Source organism: Achromobacter veterisilvae (genome assembly GCF_900496975.1).
GTDB classification, from domain to species: domain Bacteria; phylum Pseudomonadota; class Gammaproteobacteria; order Burkholderiales; family Burkholderiaceae_B; genus Achromobacter; species Achromobacter veterisilvae.
The window spans coordinates 44,654-62,819 of the sequence record NZ_UFQC01000008.1; the positions used below are offsets into that span (position 1 = coordinate 44,654).

Annotated in this window: 10 protein-coding genes; 6 read left to right on the forward strand and 4 right to left on the reverse strand. The window is 65.2% G+C overall.

The genetic code is table 11. From position 1 onward, the window contains the following. Window positions 1-74: 74 nt before the first annotated feature. From asd to leuC, 4 genes are all read right to left on the reverse strand, one after another. The gene (asd, locus tag AVE30378_RS08970) at window positions 75-1,205 is read right to left on the reverse strand and encodes an aspartate-semialdehyde dehydrogenase (RefSeq protein ID WP_129240506.1); all 1,131 of its coding nucleotides are present in this window, start codon (window positions 1,203-1,205) and stop codon (window positions 75-77) included. A gap of 203 nt (window positions 1,206-1,408) precedes the next feature. After that, window positions 1,409-2,485 carry a 3-isopropylmalate dehydrogenase gene (leuB, locus tag AVE30378_RS08975; RefSeq protein ID WP_129240507.1) on the reverse strand — a complete coding sequence of 359 codons (1,077 nt, stop codon included), beginning with the start codon at window positions 2,483-2,485 and terminating at the stop codon, window positions 1,409-1,411. Between the two features lie 30 nt (window positions 2,486-2,515). Further along, window positions 2,516-3,166 carry a 3-isopropylmalate dehydratase small subunit gene (leuD, locus tag AVE30378_RS08980; protein ID WP_129240508.1) on the reverse strand — a complete coding sequence of 217 codons (651 nt, stop codon included), beginning with the start codon at window positions 3,164-3,166 and terminating at the stop codon, window positions 2,516-2,518. A gap of 23 nt (window positions 3,167-3,189) precedes the next feature. Beyond that, window positions 3,190-4,593: a 3-isopropylmalate dehydratase large subunit gene (gene leuC / locus AVE30378_RS08985; RefSeq protein ID WP_129240509.1), complete on the reverse strand. Its 1,404-nt coding sequence runs from the start codon at window positions 4,591-4,593 to the stop codon at window positions 3,190-3,192. Between the two features lie 529 nt (window positions 4,594-5,122). Between leuC and AVE30378_RS08990 the strand changes: the two genes are divergently transcribed. From AVE30378_RS08990 to AVE30378_RS32805, 6 genes are all read left to right on the forward strand, one after another. Beyond that, window positions 5,123-6,616, forward strand: coding sequence for a TolC family outer membrane protein (locus AVE30378_RS08990; RefSeq protein WP_129240510.1), 1,494 nt, complete (start codon window positions 5,123-5,125; stop codon window positions 6,614-6,616). A 25-nt stretch (window positions 6,617-6,641) separates the two neighbouring features. Next, on the forward strand, window positions 6,642-6,857 hold the full coding sequence (locus tag AVE30378_RS08995) for a hypothetical protein (protein WP_129240511.1): 216 nt from the start codon (window positions 6,642-6,644) through the stop codon (window positions 6,855-6,857). After that, window positions 6,841-9,006, forward strand: coding sequence for a type I secretion system permease/ATPase (locus tag AVE30378_RS09000; protein ID WP_165360130.1), 2,166 nt, complete (start codon window positions 6,841-6,843; stop codon window positions 9,004-9,006). The genes AVE30378_RS08995 and AVE30378_RS09000 overlap by 17 nt, the downstream gene beginning before the upstream one ends. A gap of 7 nt (window positions 9,007-9,013) precedes the next feature. Then, on the forward strand, window positions 9,014-10,435 hold the full coding sequence (locus AVE30378_RS09005; protein ID WP_129240513.1) for an HlyD family type I secretion periplasmic adaptor subunit: 1,422 nt from the start codon (window positions 9,014-9,016) through the stop codon (window positions 10,433-10,435). Window positions 10,436-10,454: 19 nt separating this feature from the next. Beyond that, window positions 10,455-11,111, forward strand: coding sequence for a response regulator transcription factor (locus tag AVE30378_RS09010; RefSeq protein ID WP_129240514.1), 657 nt, complete (start codon window positions 10,455-10,457; stop codon window positions 11,109-11,111). Between the two features lie 84 nt (window positions 11,112-11,195). Continuing rightward, on the forward strand, window positions 11,196-18,110 hold the full coding sequence (locus AVE30378_RS32805) for a retention module-containing protein (RefSeq protein ID WP_129240515.1): 6,915 nt from the start codon (window positions 11,196-11,198) through the stop codon (window positions 18,108-18,110). Window positions 18,111-18,166: the final 56 nt, after the last annotated feature.

The following is an 18,166-nucleotide window of genomic DNA, read 5'->3' on the forward strand; positions in this document are numbered from 1 at the left end:
CAAGGGCACCCGAAGGTGCCCTTGCTTGCCTTGTCCGCCCGGTCGGACGGCGCCCAGCGCCGCCCGGCACGGCTTCAGGCTTCGGCCAGCGCGATGCGCAGCATGCGGCGCAGCGGCTCCGCGGCACCCCACAACAGTTGGTCGCCCACCGTGAAAGCGCCCAGGTATTGCGAACCCATCGACAACTTGCGCAGACGGCCCACGGGAATATCGAGCGTGCCGGTCACGGCGACCGGCGTCAGCGCGGCGACGGTGGCTTCCTTCGTGTTCGGCACCACCTTGGCCCATTGCGTGCCCTGGGCGATCAGCGCCTCGATCTCGTCCAGCGGCAGGTCGCGCTTGAGCTTGATGGTCAGCGCCTGGCTGTGGCAACGCATCGCGCCGATGCGCACGCACAGGCCGTCGATCGGCGTGGCGGGCGTGCCGAAGGCGGCGCCGCGGCCGAGGATCTTGTTGGTCTCGACCTCGCCCTTCCATTCTTCCTTGGACATCCCGTTGCCGAGGTCCTTGTCGATCCAGGGAATCAGGTTGCCGCCCAGCGGCACGCCGAAATGCTCATGCGGCAGCGCCGGGTCCTTCTGCTTGGCCAGCACGCCGCGGTCGATTTCGAGGATGGCCGACGCGGGGTCGTCCAGCAGGGGCTTGACCGACTGGTTGATCTCGCCGAACTGGGTCAGCAGTTCGCGCATGTGCTGCGCGCCGCCGCCCGAAGCCGCCTGGTACGTCATGGTCGTCATCCATTCGACCAGATCGTTGTTGAACAGGCCGGCCAGGCCCATCAGCATGCAACTGACCGTGCAGTTGCCGCCGACGAAATTGCGCACGCCGCGCTTGAGCGCCGCGTCGATGACCGGGCGGTTGACCGGGTCCAGCACGATGATGGCGTCGTCGGCCATGCGCAGCGTGCTTGCCGCGTCGATCCAGATGCCGTTCCAGCCCGCGCCGCGCAGCTTCGGGTAGACCTCGGAGGTGTAGTCGCCACCTTGCGCCGTCACGATGATCGGCAGTTTTTTCAGAGCGTCAATGTCGTAGGCGTCCTGCAGCGGGCCCGCGCCATCGGCCCAAGTGGGCGCGGCGCCGCCAGCGTTGCTGGTGGAGAAAAACACCGGTTCGATCAGTGCGAAGTCGTTCTCGTCGCGCATGCGTTGCATGAGCACCGAGCCGACCATACCGCGCCAGCCGACAAGGCCTACTGCTTGATTCATTTCAATCGCTCTTTAAAGGTGGAGACAAGGTCCGGGGAAGAAAAAGCCGTGCAATTCAACAATTTATCAGAATGCACGGAGAGATGTTGCGGCGCAGCTATAAAAAATAGGGGCCGCAATAGGCGCGGGCAGGCTTGCGCGGCGCCTGCGCAACAGGAAAAACAAAGGGCCGCCCGCCGGCGGCCCTTTGCCGGGAAGGTGCGTCAGGCCAGCGCTTTCAGCACCGCGTCGCCCATTCCGGCCGTGCCGACCTTGGTCGTGCCCGGCTCGTAGATGTCGGCGGTGCGCAGCCCGTCGGCCAGCACGCGGCGCACCGCGGCTTCGATGCGGTCGGCCTGGGGCGCCAGGTTCAGCGAATAGCGCAGCAGCATGGCGGCCGACAGGATGGTGGCCAGGGGGTTGGCGATGCCCTGTCCGGCGATGTCGGGCGCGGAACCGTGGCTGGGTTCGTACAGGCCCTGCCCGCCGGCGTTCAGCGAGGCCGACGGCAGCATGCCGATCGATCCGGTCAGCATGGCCGCTTCGTCCGAGAGGATGTCGCCGAAGAGATTGCCGGTCACGATGACATCGAACTGGCGCGGGTTGCGCACCAACTGCATGGCGGCATTGTCCACGTACATGTGCGACAGTTCCACGTCGGGATAGTCGCGCGCGATTTCGATGACGATGTCGCGCCAGAACTGCGAGGTTTCCAGCACGTTGGCCTTGTCCACGCTGCACAGCTTCTTGTTGCGCTTGCGGGCCGATTCGAAGCCGATGCGCGCGATGCGGCGCACTTCCGATTCGGCGTAGCGCATGGTGTCGTAGCCTTCGCGCTCGCCCGCGAACGCGCCGTCGGGCGACGAACGGACGCCTCGCGGCGTGCCGAAATAAATGTCGCCGGTCAGTTCGCGGATGATCAGGATGTCCAGGCCGGACACGATCTCGGGCTTGAGCGACGACGCGCTGGCCAGCTCGGGATAAAGAATGGCCGGACGCAGGTTGGCGAACAGGCCCAGCGCCTTGCGCAGGCCCAGGATGGCCTGTTCCGGACGGAATTCGCGGGGCAGGCTGTCGTACTTCCAGTCGCCCACGGCGCCGAACAGCACGGCGTGCGATTCCTTGGCGAGCTTCAGCGTCGCCGGCGGCAGCGGGTGCTCGAACGCGTCGAACGCCGCGCCGCCCACGGGCGCCTCCTTGATGTCGAAGGAGACGTCCAGCGCCGTCAGCACGCGCACGGCCTGTTCGACGATTTCCGGACCGATGCCGTCACCCGGCAAGACTGCGATGTTGTGAGTCATACGAAAACAATCCTGTGATTGATAAAGGCGTCAGGCGATGGGGCGGCTTTCCAGCCACGGATGGCGGGCCAGGCGCTCCGCCTCGAAAGCGCGGATCTTGTCGGCCTGGCGCAGGGTCAGGCCGATATCGTCGAATCCGTTGAGCAGGCAGTACTTGCGGAAGGGTTCGATGTCGAAGCCCATTTCACGGCCGTCCGCCGCCACCACGACCTGCCGGTCGAGGTCGACGCGCAGCTTGTAGCCGGGGAAGGCCTTCACTTCGTCGAACAGGCGCGCCACTTCGAGCTCGGACAGCACGATGGGCAACAGGCCGTTCTTGAAGCTGTTGTTGAAGAAAATGTCCGCGTAGGACGGCGCGATGATGGCGCGGAAGCCGAACTGCGTGAGCGCCCAGGGCGCGTGCTCGCGGCTGGAGCCGCAGCCAAAGTTCTTGCGCGCCAGCAGCACGGACGCGCCCTGGTAGCGCGGCTGGTTCAGCACGAAATCCGGATTCAGCGGACGCTTGCTGTTGTCCATGCCCGGTTCGCCGTGGTCCAGGTAGCGCAATTCGTCGAAGAGGTTCGGCCCGAAGCCGGTGCGCTTGATGGACTTGAGGAACTGCTTCGGAATGATGAGGTCCGTGTCGACGTTTTCGCGATCGAGCGGGGCGACCAGGCCTTCGTGAGTGGTGAATGCTTGCATGATGTCTACTCGGTGCTTAACGCTTAACGGAAGGTGCGGACGTCGACGAAATGGCCGGCCACCGCGGCGGCCGCGGCCATGGCCGGGCTGACGAGGTGCGTGCGCCCGCCCTGCCCCTGGCGGCCTTCGAAATTGCGGTTCGAGGTCGACGCGCAACGTTCGCCGGGTTCGAGCCGGTCGGCGTTCATGGCCAGGCACATGGAGCAGCCCGGCTCGCGCCATTCGAAGCCGGCGTCGATGAAGATCTTGTCCAGCCCTTCGCGCTCGGCCTGCTGCTTGACCAGGCCCGAGCCCGGCACCACCATGGCCTGGCGCACGTTGGACGCCACGTGCTTGCCGCGCGCCACGGCGGCGGCGGCGCGCAGGTCCTCGATGCGGGAATTGGTGCAGGAACCGATGAACACCCGGTCCACCCGGATATCGGTCAGCGGCGTATTGGGCTTCAGGCCCATGTATTGCAAGGCGCGCTCCATGCCGCTGCGGCGCACGTCGTCCTTTTCGCGGTCGGGATCCGGCACGCGGGAATCCACCGGCAGCACCATTTCCGGGGACGTGCCCCAGGTGACCTGCGGCTTGATGTCGCGGGCGTTGACCTCGACGACGGAGTCGAACTTGGCGCCCTCGTCGGTGCGCAGCGTGCGCCAGTAGCCGACCGCCTGGTCCCAGAGCACGCCCGTGGGCGAGAAGGGACGGCCACGGAAGTATTCAATGGTCTTGTCGTCCACCGCCACCATGCCGGAACGGGCGCCGGCTTCGATGGCCATGTTGCAGACCGTCATGCGGCCTTCCACCGAGAGGGCGCGGATCGTGCTGCCGGCGAATTCGATGGCGTGGCCGGTGCCGCCGGCCGTGCCGATGATGCCGATGATGTGCAGGACCACGTCCTTGGCCGTACAGCCGAAGGGCAGTTCGCCTTCGACCTTGATCAGCATGCTCTTGGCTTTCTTCATGAGCAGCGTCTGGGTGGCGAGCACGTGCTCGACTTCGGACGTGCCGATGCCGAAGGCCAGGGCGCCCAGCGCGCCATGCGTGCTGGTATGCGAATCGCCGCAAACCACCGTCATGCCGGGCAGGGTCGCGCCCTGTTCCGGGCCGATCACGTGCACGATGCCCTGGCGCAGGTCGGTCATGCGGAATTCGGTGATGCCGTACTTTTCGCAGTTGGCGTCCAGCGTATCCACTTGCAGGCGGGAGATCGGGTCGTCGATACCCTGGGCGCGATTCAGCGTGGGCACGTTGTGGTCCGCCACCGCCAGGTTGGCGCCGGTGCGCCACGGCTTGCGGCCGGCGATCGCCAGGCCTTCGAACGCCTGCGGGCTGGTGACTTCATGCACCAGGTGGCGATCGATATAGAGCAGACAGGTGCCGTCTGATTCCTGGTGGACGACGTGGGCGTCCCAGAGTTTGTCGTAAAGGGTTTGGGCCATGGATGCGCTCTGCTAATAGACAGTCCGGCTCGTGCCTCGCGCGGTTGAAAGCAAAACGCTCCCGCGCCGGCCACTGCGGCATGAGGGAATTATGCACAGGGTCTGAACCTAGTACAACTACACCACATATACCAGTACCAACACTACCATGCTGGGCCTCCGGCACGGCCCTGGACGCCCCTGCCGCAAGCCCGCGCCCAAACCGTGGCCGATTAATCACAGATACAAATTCGACGTGCAAAAACAGATACAAAATTATCAAACCGATATAATCTCGCCACGCCATGGCTAATCTATTAACGAAATAAAACGAAATAAACCGCATTAATCCAGCATTAAATCAACATATTAATAGCCGCCATAGCGAATTTCGTGCAAGTTCAATTGAATTAAGAGATGATGCGCGAAGAAATCCACAAAACCGCCCCGGAAACTTCGTCAATAGTTAACAAATATTGACTCGTCAAATCTGACATTTCCACACAATATGGCGGCCATTCATTCTCAACTCGACTCGCGAATAATCACTATGGCTTCGTTTTTGCTTAAAAGCACGACTTCGGTCCTTGCCCTGGCATTCGGTCCTGCGGCATTTGCACAGTCTTCCGCTCCCGCTGCCGCGCAGCCCGCGGTCACGATGAACCAGATCGTCGAGCAGACCTTGCTGGGCAACCCGGAAATCCAGGCCAAGTACCATGATTTCCAGGCGTCGCTTGAAGGCCAGAACGTCGCCCGCGGGGCCTTCTTCCCGCAGATCAACGCCCAAGGCTATCTGGGCCGCGAGTACCGCAACAACGTGCCCGGCGTGGGTTCGCAGGACTGGAGCCGCCCCGGCTACAGCGTCGAGTTGCGCCAGTTGATATTCGACGGCTTCCGCACGAGCAACGACGTCAAGCAGGCGGGCTTCGACAAACTGGCGAAGTTCTATGACCTGCTCGCCACCAGCGACGGCACGGCGCTTGCCGCCGTGCAGGCCTACATCGACCTGCAGCGCTACCGCGACATGGAACTGCTGGCCCGCCAGAACTATTCGCTGCACGAAGAAACGCTCAAGCAGATCAACGAACGCACCGAATCGGGCGTGGGCCGCCGGGTGGACCTGGAACAGGCCGGCGGACGCCTGGCCCTGGCCCAGACCAACCTGATGACCGAGACCGCCAACCTGCTGGACGTGCAGCAGCGCTTCCAGCGCGTGACCGGCGCCCTGCCCCCCGAATCGATGCAGCCGCCGCCCGACATCACCGGCAAGCTGCCGGTCAAGCCGGCCGACTTCAATGAATCGCTGCGCCGCAACCCCAGCTTCCTGTCCAAGCAGGCCGGCCTGCAGGCCGCGGAGGCCGGCGTGGCCTCGTCCAAGGGCGCGTTTTCTCCGAAATTCGAATTCGTGGCCGCCACGGGCCGCGACCAGAACGACCCGACGCCCCAGAACCGCGACATCCAGAGTTCCAGCGTCCAGGTCGTCATGAGCTACAACCTGTACCGCGGCGGCGCCGATTCGGCCCGCGTGCGCCAGACCGCCGCGCAGTCCTACGCCGCGCGCGATATCCGCGACTACACCTGCCGCAACGTGCAGCAGGATCTGGCCGTGGCCTGGAACAACGTCGTCAGCCTGAGCCAGAAGCTGCCCTTCCTGCGCGACCACGAAGTGGCCACCACGAAGGTGCGCGAAGCCTATCGCCAACAGTTCCAGATCGGCCAGCGTTCGCTGCTGGACTTGCTGGACACCGAAAACGAACTGTTCGAATCGCGCCGCGCCTTGACCAACGGCCTGTACGACCTCCAGCTCGCGCAGTACCGCTGGCTGGCGTTGTCGCACGCGCTGCTGCCCGCCCTGGCGCTGCAGCCCGCGCGCAACGAAATGCCCGAGGAAAACGGCAAGCTGGCGGTTTCCGACGAAGTGATCAAGCTCTGCAATTCGACGGTTCCCGACACGGCCCGCCTGGCTCCCGTGCGCGTGCAATACAACGAAGGCACGCTGCCGCCCACGCTCATCCCGATGAACGCGCCCAGCGCCAAACCCTGAACCGGCCCTGGCGCAAGGAGACCCCATGCCGAAGAAACAGGGCAACGACTTCTCGCAGTTGGACGCGGACTTCGTCCGCGTCCTGGAAGACCTGATCGACGCGCTGATCGCCAATGGCACCTTGCGTTTGACGGACCTGCCGATACAGGCTCAACAGAAACTCACCCAGCGCAAGCAACAGCGCGCGCGACTCTCGGAACACCTGGACCTGCTCGATGACGAAGATGGACAAGTTATCTGACTTGGCCGCCCGGGAGTGGCGGGCGGACGCCCGCGCCGCGCACGACGACCCGCTGCTGGACTGCCTGGTCGAAATAACCCGCCTGCACGGGGTGACGGCCACTGCCCAGGCGCTGTCCGCGGGCCTGCCGCTGGAAGAACACCGGTTGACCCCCGCGCTGCTGCCCCGCGCGGCCGCGCGCGCGCAGTTGTCCGCCCGGGTGGTCAAGCGCACGCTGGACAGCATCTCGCAGGACCTGCTGCCCGCGATCCTGCTGCTGCATGGCGAACGCGCATGCCTGCTGCTGAAGAAAGACGGCGGCAATTACGTCGTCAGCCACCCCGAGCTGGGCGGCAGTTCCATGGAGATGGGCGCCGACGAACTGGCGGCGCAGTACACCGGGCTGGTGTGCTTCGTGCGCCCGCAGTTCCGCTTCGACGCCCGCGCGCCCGAGGTCTCCAAGGTGCGCGAGCGCCATTGGTTCTGGGCCGCCATCATGGAAAACCGGCGCCTGTACCGCGATGCGCTGATCGCCGCCCTGCTGATCAATGTCTTCGCGATGGCGATGCCCCTGTTCACGATGAACGTCTATGACCGCGTCGTGCCCAACAACGCCGTCGAGACCCTGTGGGTGCTGGCCATCGGCATCACGCTGGTCGTGATCTTCAACATGATCCTGGGCACGGCCCGTTCGCACGTGGTGGACAGCGCAAGCAAGCGGGTCGACGTGCGCCTGTCCGCGCAGATCATGGAGCGGGTGCTGGACCTGCGGCTGGAAGGCCGGCCGGTATCGGTGGGCTCATTCGCCGCGAACCTGCGCTCGTTCGAATCCATCCGCGACTTCATCGCCTCGGCCACCATCACCACGCTGGTGGATCTGCCCTTCATCCTGCTGTTCCTGCTGGCACTGGCCTGGATTTCCCCCTGGATGATCCTGCCGCCGCTGGTCGCGATCGTGCTGATCCTGCTGGTGTCGCTTGCCGCGCAGGCCCGCATGGAATCGCTGACGATGTCGTCGTTCCAGGCCTCGTCGCAGCGCAACGCCACCCTGGTGGAGGCGCTGACCGGCCTGGAAGCCGTCAAGACCCTCAATGCCCAGGGCGCGATCCAGCGCAATTGGGAACGCGCGACCGAATACATCGCCCAGACCGGCGGCAAGCTCAAGTTGATTTCGTCGTCCACGGTCGGCTTCGTCCAGGCCGTCCAGCAGATGGTGTCGATCTCGGTGGTGATCATCGGCGTCTACCAAGCGCAGGAATCCGCCATTTCCATGGGCGGCATCATCGCCGCGTCCATGATCGCCGGCCGCTGCCTGGCGCCGCTGGGGCAGGTCGCCGGCCTGCTGATGCAATACCAGAACGCCCGGACTTCGCTGGGTTCGATCGACAACTATATGAAGCTGCCGATCGAACGCCCGGCCGAGGCCGAGTTCCTGCACCGCCCCGTCTTTCACGGCGGCCTCGAATTCCGCGACGTGACCTTCACCTACCCCGGCGCCGCGCAACCGGCGCTGAAGAAGGTGTCGTTCAAGCTCAAGCCCGGCGAAAAGGTCGGGGTGATCGGCCGCATCGGCTCCGGCAAGACCACGCTGGAAAAGCTGGCGCTGGCGCTGTACCAGCCCACCGAAGGCGCGGTCCTGCTGGATGGCGTCGACGTGCGGCAGATCGATCCGGCCGACGTGCGCCGGGCCATCGGCCACGTCCCGCAGGACCCGCTGCTCTTCTACGGCAGCCTGAAGCACAACCTGGCCATGGGCGCGCCCTATGCCGACGACGCCAGCATCCTGGCGGCCGCGAACCTGGCCGGCGTCTCCGATTTCGCCAACCTGCACCCGAACGGGTTCGACATGGTGATCGGCGAACGCGGCGAATCGCTGTCCGGCGGCCAGCGCCAGTCGGTGGCGGTGGCCCGGGCCCTGATCAACGATCCGCCCATCCTGCTGCTGGACGAGCCCAGCAGCAACATGGACCACCAGAGCGAAGCCCAGTTGCGCAAGCGGCTGGGCGAGGCCAGCGAGACCAAGACGATCCTGCTGGTCACGCACCGCACCGCCCTGCTGGAACTGGTCGACCGGCTGATCGTGATCGACAACGGCCACATCGTGGCCGACGGCCCCAAGGAACAAGTGGTCGAAGCCCTGCGTCAAGGACGCGTTGGACGAGGGGGCTGAGGAAACCATGCTGAACAACCCAGCCGAAACCGGGCACGGCCTGTTTGGAAGCCTGTGGCGCAAGCTGCGCAATGTCTTCGTATTCTTTTTCGACCGCCTGCTGGACGGCGCCGAAAAGGGCAAGCGCCGGCATCGTTCCGACTATGTCGGCAACGCCGAGTGGGTCATCCAGGAATCGCAGGCCCGGGGGTCGCGCATCCTGCTGTGGGTGAGCCTGCTGGCCACCGGCGCGCTGCTCTTCTGGGCCGGCGCCGGCAGCATCGACGAAGTCGTCCGGGGCGAGGGCAAGGTCGTGCCGTCTCGCCAGGTCCAGATCATCCAGAGCCTGGACGGCGGCATCGTCGAGGAAATCCTGGTCCGGCCGGGACAGGAAGTCGAAGCCGGCGAAGTCCTGCTGAAGATCGACTCCACCCGCTTCGCGTCGTCCCTGGGCGAGAACAACGCCGAATACCTGTCCTTGCTCGCCAAGGCGGCGCGGCTGCAGGCGCTGGCCACCGGCGAGCCCTTCGCGGCACCCGAAGAGGTGCTCGCCCAGGCGCCCGGGCTGCTGGAAATGGAACGCAATGCGTGGCAGGCGCGCACCACGGAGTTGGACGCCACGGTCAACGTGGCCCGCGAACAGCTCAAGCAGCGCCAGGAAGACCTGCGCGAAACGATCGCCAAGCGCGACCAGGCCGCGGCCAGTTGCGGACTGACTTCGCGCGAATTGCAGGTGACCCGCCCGCTGCTCAAGAGCGGCGCCGTCTCCGAAGTCGACCTGCTGCGCCTGCAGCGCGACGTGGCCCGCTATTGCGGCGAACAGAAAGGCGCGGAAGCGCAGATCGACCGCTTCCAGGCCTCGATCAAGGAAGCCGAAAGCAAGATCCAGGAAACCGAACTCAATATCCGCAACCAGGCCCGCAACGAACTGTCCGAGACCAACACCAAGCTTTCGACCCTGCGCCAGGGCAAGCTGGCGCTGGCCGACCGCGTCAAGCTGGCCGAAGTCCGCGCGCCCGTGCGCGGCACCGTCAAGACGCTGTTCAACAACACCGTCGGCGGCGTGGTGCAGCCGGGCAAGGACATCATCGAGATCGTGCCCAAGGACGACACCCTGCTGCTCGAAGTGCGCATCCAACCGCGCGACATCGGTTTCCTGCACGCCGACCAGCAGGCGGAAGTGAAATTCACCGCCTACGATTTCGCCATCTACGGCGGCCTGGAAGGCAAGGTGGAGCAAATCGGCGCGGATACCGTGACCGACGAGAAAGGCAATTCCTACTACGTGGTGCGCGTCCGCACGGACCGCAGCACGGTAGGCGACAAGCTGTTGCCCATCATCCCCGGGATGGTGGCGGAGGTTCATATCCTGACCGGCAAGCGCACGGTACTGCAATACCTGCTCAAGCCCATATTGCGCGCCAAGGCGAATGCCTTTACCGAACGTTAAAGGAGGGCTGCAAGGCCTTATGAAACCCGTTCCCGTCCTGTTGATTACGCATGACGACCTGCTGTGGCAGCATTGGCGCGCCCTGGATCCGGCGCGCTGGCTGGCTGCCCGCGGTCGCGGCCTGGCCGACCTGCAACGCTGGCGCGAGCAAGGCCGCACGCTGGCGGTGCTGGATACCGGCCTGCCCCGGCTGCCGTCCTGGCAGGATCCCGTCTGGGCCGCCTCCCTGGCGGACCTGCGCGTGGTCGTCGCCAGCCCCAGCCCGAACGACGAGGAAGGCACCCGGGTGCTGGGCGCCGGCGCCCACGGCTACTGCCATGGCTACGCGCCCGCGGCGGCGCTGTCGCAGGCGCTCGAAGTCGTCGCGTCCGGCGGCATCTGGATGGGCAGGTCGCTGGTGTCGCGGCTGCTCAGGCTGGTCGCCGAACGCGCCCAGGACTCGCAGTCCTGGGACGGCGGCCTGCTGACCGAACGGGAAATGACGGTGGCGCGCTATGCCGCCAACGGCCAGGCCAACGCGCCGATCGCCGAGGCGCTGGGCATCACGGAACGCACGGTCAAGGCCCACCTGTCCGCCGTTTTCGAAAAGCTGGGCGTGACCGACCGCCTGCAACTGGCCCTGCTCGTCCATGGCATTTCCGCTCCCGCCGACAGCCGGATGAAAATTCCCTCCTGATACTGTCCTTGAGGACAATATCCCGCGCCGGCGGCGCAATCTAGTATTTGGCCATCTTGGATAACTCCCTGAAACGGAACCGACATGGCCAACACCTCACCCGCAGTCGTCAACGAAATCACCGGTCGCGCGTGGATACGCAATAGCGACGGATCCCTGACCGAACTGCACCAGGGCAGCAGCGTTCCCGCGGGCAGCGACGTGGTCACTGCCTCGGGCGCCTCGGTCTCGCTTCAGGTTGGCGACGGCATGCCGATCGTCATCGGCGAAGGCCGCGAGGTGGCGGTGAACGGCGACATCGGCGGCCCCTTGGCCGACCCGTCCGAAGCCGCGGTGGCGCCTCCCACCGGCACCGACTCCGACCGCCTCCTGGCCGCCCTGCGCGACGGCCGCGACCCGTTCGATGAATTGGATCCCACCGCGGCCATCGTGGCCGGCGGCGGCGATGCCGGCGGCAGCAGCTTCGTGCGCCTGGCCCGCATTCTTGAAACCACCAGCCCGCTGGACCTGGCCTATCCGAACCCGGCCCGCGGCGACGACGTCCTGCCCCGCATGTCCGCGACCGGCGCCGGCGGCGACGACGATGGGGATGGACAGGGGGGGCTGGCGAACACGCCGCCCTTGGCCCAGAACGATGCCATCGCCACCCGCCAGGACGATGCGATCCGCGGCAATCTGCTCGCGAACGACTCCGATCCCGACGGCGACGCGCTGACGCTGGTCTCCGTGAACGGCCGGCCGATGACGGGCGCCGGCCTCACCGTGCCGGGATCGAATGGCGGGGTATTCACCGTATATCCCGATGGATCGTACGTCTTCAATCCCAATGGCGAATACAAGGGACTGGGCGAAGGCGAGACGGCGACCTCCACCATTTCCTACACGATTACCGATCCCTCCGGCGCCGCCTCCACGGCGACGGTCACGGTCACCATCACCGGCGTGCTCGATGTGCCGACGATTTCGGTCTCCGATGCCGGTACGGTCAACGAAGGCGACGCCGCGACTTTCAATATCAGCCTGGGCAATACGATCGATCTGGATCGCGAAACCACCATCACGCTGAAAATCGGCGGCCAGGTCGAGACCGACGACGTCGGCGTTCCCGTCGTCACCATCGGCGGCGTGCCCGTCACGGTGACGGCCAATGCGGACGGCACATACAGCTTCCAGCTTCCCGCAGGCGTGACCGGCGGCATTGTGGTGACCGTGCCCACTACCGACGACGACACTTTCGAAGGCAGCGAGAGCCTGACCCTGGAAGCGACCCTCAGCGGCCAGGCCGCCAACGGCGCCCAACTGCCGCCGGGCATATCAGACACCGGCACCGCCGCCATCGTCGATACGGAGAGCACCGATCCGTCCAACCCGAACCCGGGCGCCGACGTGCCGGCTCTGACCGTCTCCGACGCTGGCGATGTCAATGAAGGCAGCGACGCCGTCTTCAACGTCGCCCTGACCAAGCCGGTCGATGCCGACACCACCCTCACCTTCAAGCTGGGCGGCGAGATCGAGCCCGATGACGTGGGCGTGCCCACCGTCACCATCGGTGGCCAGCCCGCCACCGTCACGGCCAACGCCGACGGCACGTACAGCATCACTGTCCCGGCCGGCACCACCGACGGCATCGTCGTGACCGTGCCCACCACCGACGACGATGTCTTCGAGGGCCGTGAAGACCTGACGCTGGAAGCCACCCTGACCGGTAGCTCGGACAGCGGCGTGGCGCTGCCCGGCAACATCACCGACACCGGCACTGCCACCATCGTCGACACCGAAAGCACCGATCCGTCCAACCCGAACCCGGGCGCCGACGTGCCGGCTCTCACCGTCTCCGACGCGGGTGACATCAACGAAGGCAGCGATGCGGTCTTCAATGTCGCGCTGACCAAGCCGGTCGATGCCGACACCACGCTCACCTTCAAGCTGGGCGGCGAGATCGAGCCCGATGACGTGGGCGTACCCACCGTCACCATCGGTGGCCAGCCCGCCACCGTCACGGTCAATTCCGACGGCACCTACAGCATCACCGTCCCGGCCGGCACCACCGGCGGTATCGTCGTGACCGTGCCCACCACCGACGACGACGTCTTCGAGGGCCGCGAGGACCTGACGCTCGAAGCCACCCTGACCGGCAGTTCGGCCAGCGGCGTCGCGCTGCCCAACGACATTACCGACACCGGCACCGCCACCATCGTCGACACCGAAAGCACCGATCCGTCCAACCCGAATCCGGGCGCCGACGTGCCGGCTATCACCGTCTCCGACGCGGGCGACGTCAACGAAGGCAGCGAAGCGGTCTTCAACGTCGCCCTGACCAAGCCGGTCGATGCCGACACCACCCTCACCTTCAAGCTGGGCGGCGAAATCGAGAACGATGACGTGGGCGTACCCACTGTCACCATCGGCGGCGTGCCCGCCACCGTCACCGCCAATGCCGACGGCACCTACAGCATCACCGTCCCGGCCGGCACCACCGGCGGCATCGTGGTGACCGTGCCCACCACCGACGACGACGTCTTCGAGGGCCGCGAGGACCTGACGCTCGAAGCCACCCTGACCGGCAGCTCGGACAGTGGCGTGGCGCTGCCCGGCAATATCACCGACACCGGCACCGCCACCATCGTCGATACGGAGGGCAGCGGCAAGGACGTGCCCACGCTCGACGTGTCCGACGCAGGCAGCGTGATCGAAGGCAATACGGCGAGTTTCAACGTCGCCCTGAGCCAATCCGTCGACGCCGATACCACCCTCACCTTCAAGCTGGGCGGCGAGATCGAGACCGACGACGTGGGCGTGCCCACCGTCACCATCGGCGGCGTGCCCGCCACCGTCACGGCCAACGCCGACGGCACGTACAGCATCACCGTCCCGGCCGGCACCACCGGCGGCATCGTGATCCAGGTGCCCACTATCGCCGACGGCATCTATGAAGGCACCGAGAGCATGACGCTCTCGGCCACGCTTTCCGGCCAGACCGCCAGCGGCACGCCCTTGCCCTCCGGCATCTCGGACAGCGGCAATGCCGCCATTGTCGACATCAACAAGCCGCCGGTAGTTGAAAGCGCCTCCACCTCGGTATCCGAGGAAGGATTGAGCGGCGGCATCAAGGACAGCAACGGCACGTCGGACACGACCGACTCGGCGCAGGCCAACGGCCAGTTGAACATCACCGACGATAACGGCGACGCGGCCTACACCATCACGCTGGTGGCGCCCGCCAACGGCGAGCTCAGTTCCAACGGCGTGCCCATCGTCTGGACGCTGTCAGACAATGGCCATACCCTGACTGGCCGCGCCGGCTCGACCGACGCGATCGTCATCAAGATCGACAATACGGGCGCGTACACGGTCCAGATGCTCGAACCGGTCGATCATCCCGACACGACCCGCGAAGACACCCTCGGCCTGTCCGTGGACGTCAAGGTGGCCGACGGCGTCAATCCGCCCGTCTCCACCACGTTGAACGTCACGATCGAAGACGATTCGCCCGTGGTTCAGCAGAACTCGCCCGTCAATGTGGAATCCACCGGCATCCCGGACGTCTACACCGGCACGGTATCCTTTGCCGGCAGCTCCAGCAGCGACAGCCAATGGAAATTCACATTCGGCAACGGCGCCGTGGAGGTCTCGGCCAAGGGCTTCACCTCCAGCTCCGATCTCACGCTCACCGATGCCAAGGTCAACCAGAGCACTTCCGGCCTGGGCGTGGCGAGCACGGGATCGCCGTACCACAACATCGCCAACGAGGTGGACTACCGTGAATTGAACGGCCAGGGCGCGTCGGAAGAACTGACGATCCACCTTACCGGCGGGAAGATCGCTTACGGCGCGACCATCGATTTCGCGGCGATGTATGGGGGTGAAGTGGAAAGCGGCATCGCCCGCTTCTATCGCGACGGCGTGCTGATCGCCGAACGCACCTTCACGTCCGACCAGAATGGCGGCGACTACGCGGCGAACTTCCGGGTCGAGGAAGGCGGCTTCGACACGATCGTGGTCTCGGCCACCGACAATCACAAGAATTCGTCCAGCGACAACAGCGACTTCACGGTGACGGGCATAACGTTCCTGGGCAGCGAGGACGTCCATGCCATCGCCTATGCCGATGGCACCCTGCAATACGCCTATGGCGCAGACGGCCCCGGCACGCTGCAACTGACGGGCGTGGAAAGCGGGCTGACCACGCGCGACGGCGGCGCCATCACGACCAACGTGGCCTCCAACGGCAACCTGATTCAGGGGCTGGACGCCTCGGGCAACCTGGTGTTCGAGATCCGCCTGACGCCGGCCACCGGCAAGTGGGAGTTCTATCAGTACCAGCCCATGAACGGCACGGCCAACGACCTGATCGACTTCACATACCGCGTCACGGACGCCGATGGCGACTACGCCACCGGCCAGTTCCAGGTCGGCGGCGTGGAGCCGGCCGGCCCCACCTTGGTCATCGAAGACAACAACGCCGGCGCGCCAGGCGTGCTGAGCGTATCGGAAGCGCAGGCGGTCGACGGCGGTTCCTTCACGATCACCGCGGCGGCCGGGCTGAAGTCGATCACCCTCGACGGCGCGGGCAATGCGGATGCAACGCTTACCCTCGAACGCCTGGCGGATCTGGCGAACAACCCGGTCACGCTGACCACCAGCAAGGGCACGCTGACGCTCACGGGCTACGACGCCGCGACCGGCAAGGTGACCTACACGTACCAGACCAGCGGCGCGCAGCAACATACCGGCGACGATACCAACGTCCAGGACCACTTCCAGATCACGGTGGAAGACAAGTTCGGCGGCAAGGCCACGGGCGACCTGGGCGTGCTGATCACCGACACCGCGCCCGAACTCAAGCCGATCGCCGAGACCTCGGCGCTGTCGTCCCAGGGCACCAACATCATGCTGACGCTGGATACGTCGGGCAGCATGAACTACGGCAGCGGCGTCAAGAACGGCAACAAGGAACTGTCGCGCCTGGATGTGCTGAAATCCTCGGTCAACAAGCTGCTGGACCAGTATGGCGAGGCCGGCGACGTGCGCGTGATGATCGTGGAGTTCAATTCCTCCGCGAACCAGAAGGGCAGCGGCTGGATGACCCTGGCGGAAGCCAAGGCGCTGGTCGATGGGCTGAGCTATGGCGGCGGCACCAACTACCAGGCGGCGCTGAATACCGCAATGAATGCGTGGAACAACTCTGACTCGGGCAAGCTGGAAGGCGCCAATGTCAAGAACATCTCGTACTTCTTCACCGATGGAGAACCCGAGAACGGCTCCGTCAACTCCAGCCTGCAGGCGACGTGGGAGAAGTTCCTGACGGATAACCAGATCAATTCGTACGGCATCGGCCTGGGCACCAGCGCCACCGGCAAATATATCGATCCGGTTTCCTACAACCCGGATCAGCCGGCGGATAGCAACACTATCCTGGTAAAGAACCTGAACGGTCTGGATGCGGCGATCGAAGGCACCATCGCGCCGCCCATCACCGGCGATATCGCCACGGGAGGCACGCTGGGCGCCGACCTGGACGGCGCGCGCATCACGCAGTTGGTCATCGAGGGCAAGACGTACAACTACGACGCGGCGACCAACAAGGTGACTGCCCCCTCCGGCGCGAACTACACCTTCAATTCGGCCACGTCCGAACTGACCGTGACGACCTCGCACGGCAAGTTCACCATCGACCTGGCCGGCGACAATATGGGCGACTATCGCTATCAGCCGCAAAGCGCGGGCACGGACACCATCCAGTACACGGTAAAGGATGGCGACGGCGACACGGCGAGCTCCACCCTCACCCTGAATGTGACGGCGCCGGTCTACCAGGCGCCGGACGCGGTCAACGACAGCATCATCACCAACATCTTGAGCACGCAGCTTGCGGTGCAGTCGGGATCGCTGCTGGCCAACGACGTGCGCGGCACCGGCGCGCTGACGATGGGGCCGCTGACCGTGAACACGGGCTGGAAAGACAAGGGAGCGGACTTCTCGGCGCGCTCGGTCGCCAAGCTTGACTTCGATGGCACCAGCAACACCAACAATGCGAACAAGTTCCTGACGGTCAACCGCGGCGATTTCGCGCAAATCGGCCAGGATCGGGCGCAGCTCAAGGTGGACGGCTATCTGGGCAAGGTCGGCGATAGCCGCGGCAACGACCAGGACACAATCACCATCGCCTTGATGGCCGGCGAAATCCTCACGCTGAACCATGACCTGCCGGCCAACTGGATCCGCGTCGAATATCGCCTGGAAGGAAGCACGGGCGCCTACAAAGTCCTGCAAAGCGGCGACACCATCGTCGCCACGGCGGATAACCGCTACGAAATCCACATCGTCAACGTGGACGACAACGGATCGAGCTCGGGCGGCACCGGAGCGGAAGACTATCTGCTCACGATGACCGTCGACTATTCCCACGCCCATCCCGTCACGGACAACGTCGCAAATGGCTCCTACACGATCCAGACGGCCGATGGCCACAGCGATAGCGCCAATGTTTCGGTGACCTATCAGGCGGGAGACCACCTGGTCGGCACCGACAAGGCCGAGATCCTGCTGGCGGGCGATGGCAACGATACGCTCGACGGCGGCAAGGGCAACGACGTGCTGATCGGCGGCAAGGGCAACGACACCCTGATCGGCGGCGACGGTTCCGACATCTTCCGCTGGGAGTTCAATGACCAGGGCACGACGTCCAACCCGGCGGTCGACCGGATCAAGGACTTCTCGCTGGACAAGCCGGCCGACGGCGGCGATGTCCTGGACCTGAAGGATCTGCTCGTGGGCGAAAAGGACAGCAACCTGACGCAGTACCTGAACTTCAAGCAGGAGGGCAGCAACACGGTGATCGAGATCAACACCAAGGGCCAGATCGGCCAGGGCGCGGATCAGAAGATCGTGCTTGAAAACGTCGACCTCACCCACGACGCCCACGGACAGGCCCTGAACAACCAGGCCATCATCAACGACCTGCTGCAAAAGGGGAAGCTCAACGTCGACCACCACTAAGCAGTAGGCGGGGAAAGGCCGGCGCCTCGGCCTTCCCCGCGCGGCGCAGCACATTT

Excerpts from the sequence above, each read along its gene's own strand:
- asd (WP_129240506.1), bottom strand. The coding sequence starts at position 1,205 with ATGAATCAAGCAGTAGGCCTTGTCGGCTGGCGCGGTATGGTCGGCTCG.
- leuB (WP_129240507.1), bottom strand. The coding sequence starts at position 2,485 with ATGACTCACAACATCGCAGTCTTGCCGGGTGACGGCATCGGTCCGGAA.
- leuD (WP_129240508.1), bottom strand. The coding sequence starts at position 3,166 with ATGCAAGCATTCACCACTCACGAAGGCCTGGTCGCCCCGCTCGATCGC.
- leuC (WP_129240509.1), bottom strand. The coding sequence starts at position 4,593 with ATGGCCCAAACCCTTTACGACAAACTCTGGGACGCCCACGTCGTCCAC.
- AVE30378_RS08990 (WP_129240510.1), top strand. The coding sequence starts at position 5,123 with ATGGCTTCGTTTTTGCTTAAAAGCACGACTTCGGTCCTTGCCCTGGCA.
- AVE30378_RS08995 (WP_129240511.1), top strand. The coding sequence starts at position 6,642 with ATGCCGAAGAAACAGGGCAACGACTTCTCGCAGTTGGACGCGGACTTC.
- AVE30378_RS09000 (WP_165360130.1), top strand. The coding sequence starts at position 6,841 with ATGGACAAGTTATCTGACTTGGCCGCCCGGGAGTGGCGGGCGGACGCC.
- AVE30378_RS09005 (WP_129240513.1), top strand. The coding sequence starts at position 9,014 with ATGCTGAACAACCCAGCCGAAACCGGGCACGGCCTGTTTGGAAGCCTG.
- AVE30378_RS09010 (WP_129240514.1), top strand. The coding sequence starts at position 10,455 with ATGAAACCCGTTCCCGTCCTGTTGATTACGCATGACGACCTGCTGTGG.
- AVE30378_RS32805 (WP_129240515.1), top strand. The coding sequence starts at position 11,196 with ATGGCCAACACCTCACCCGCAGTCGTCAACGAAATCACCGGTCGCGCG.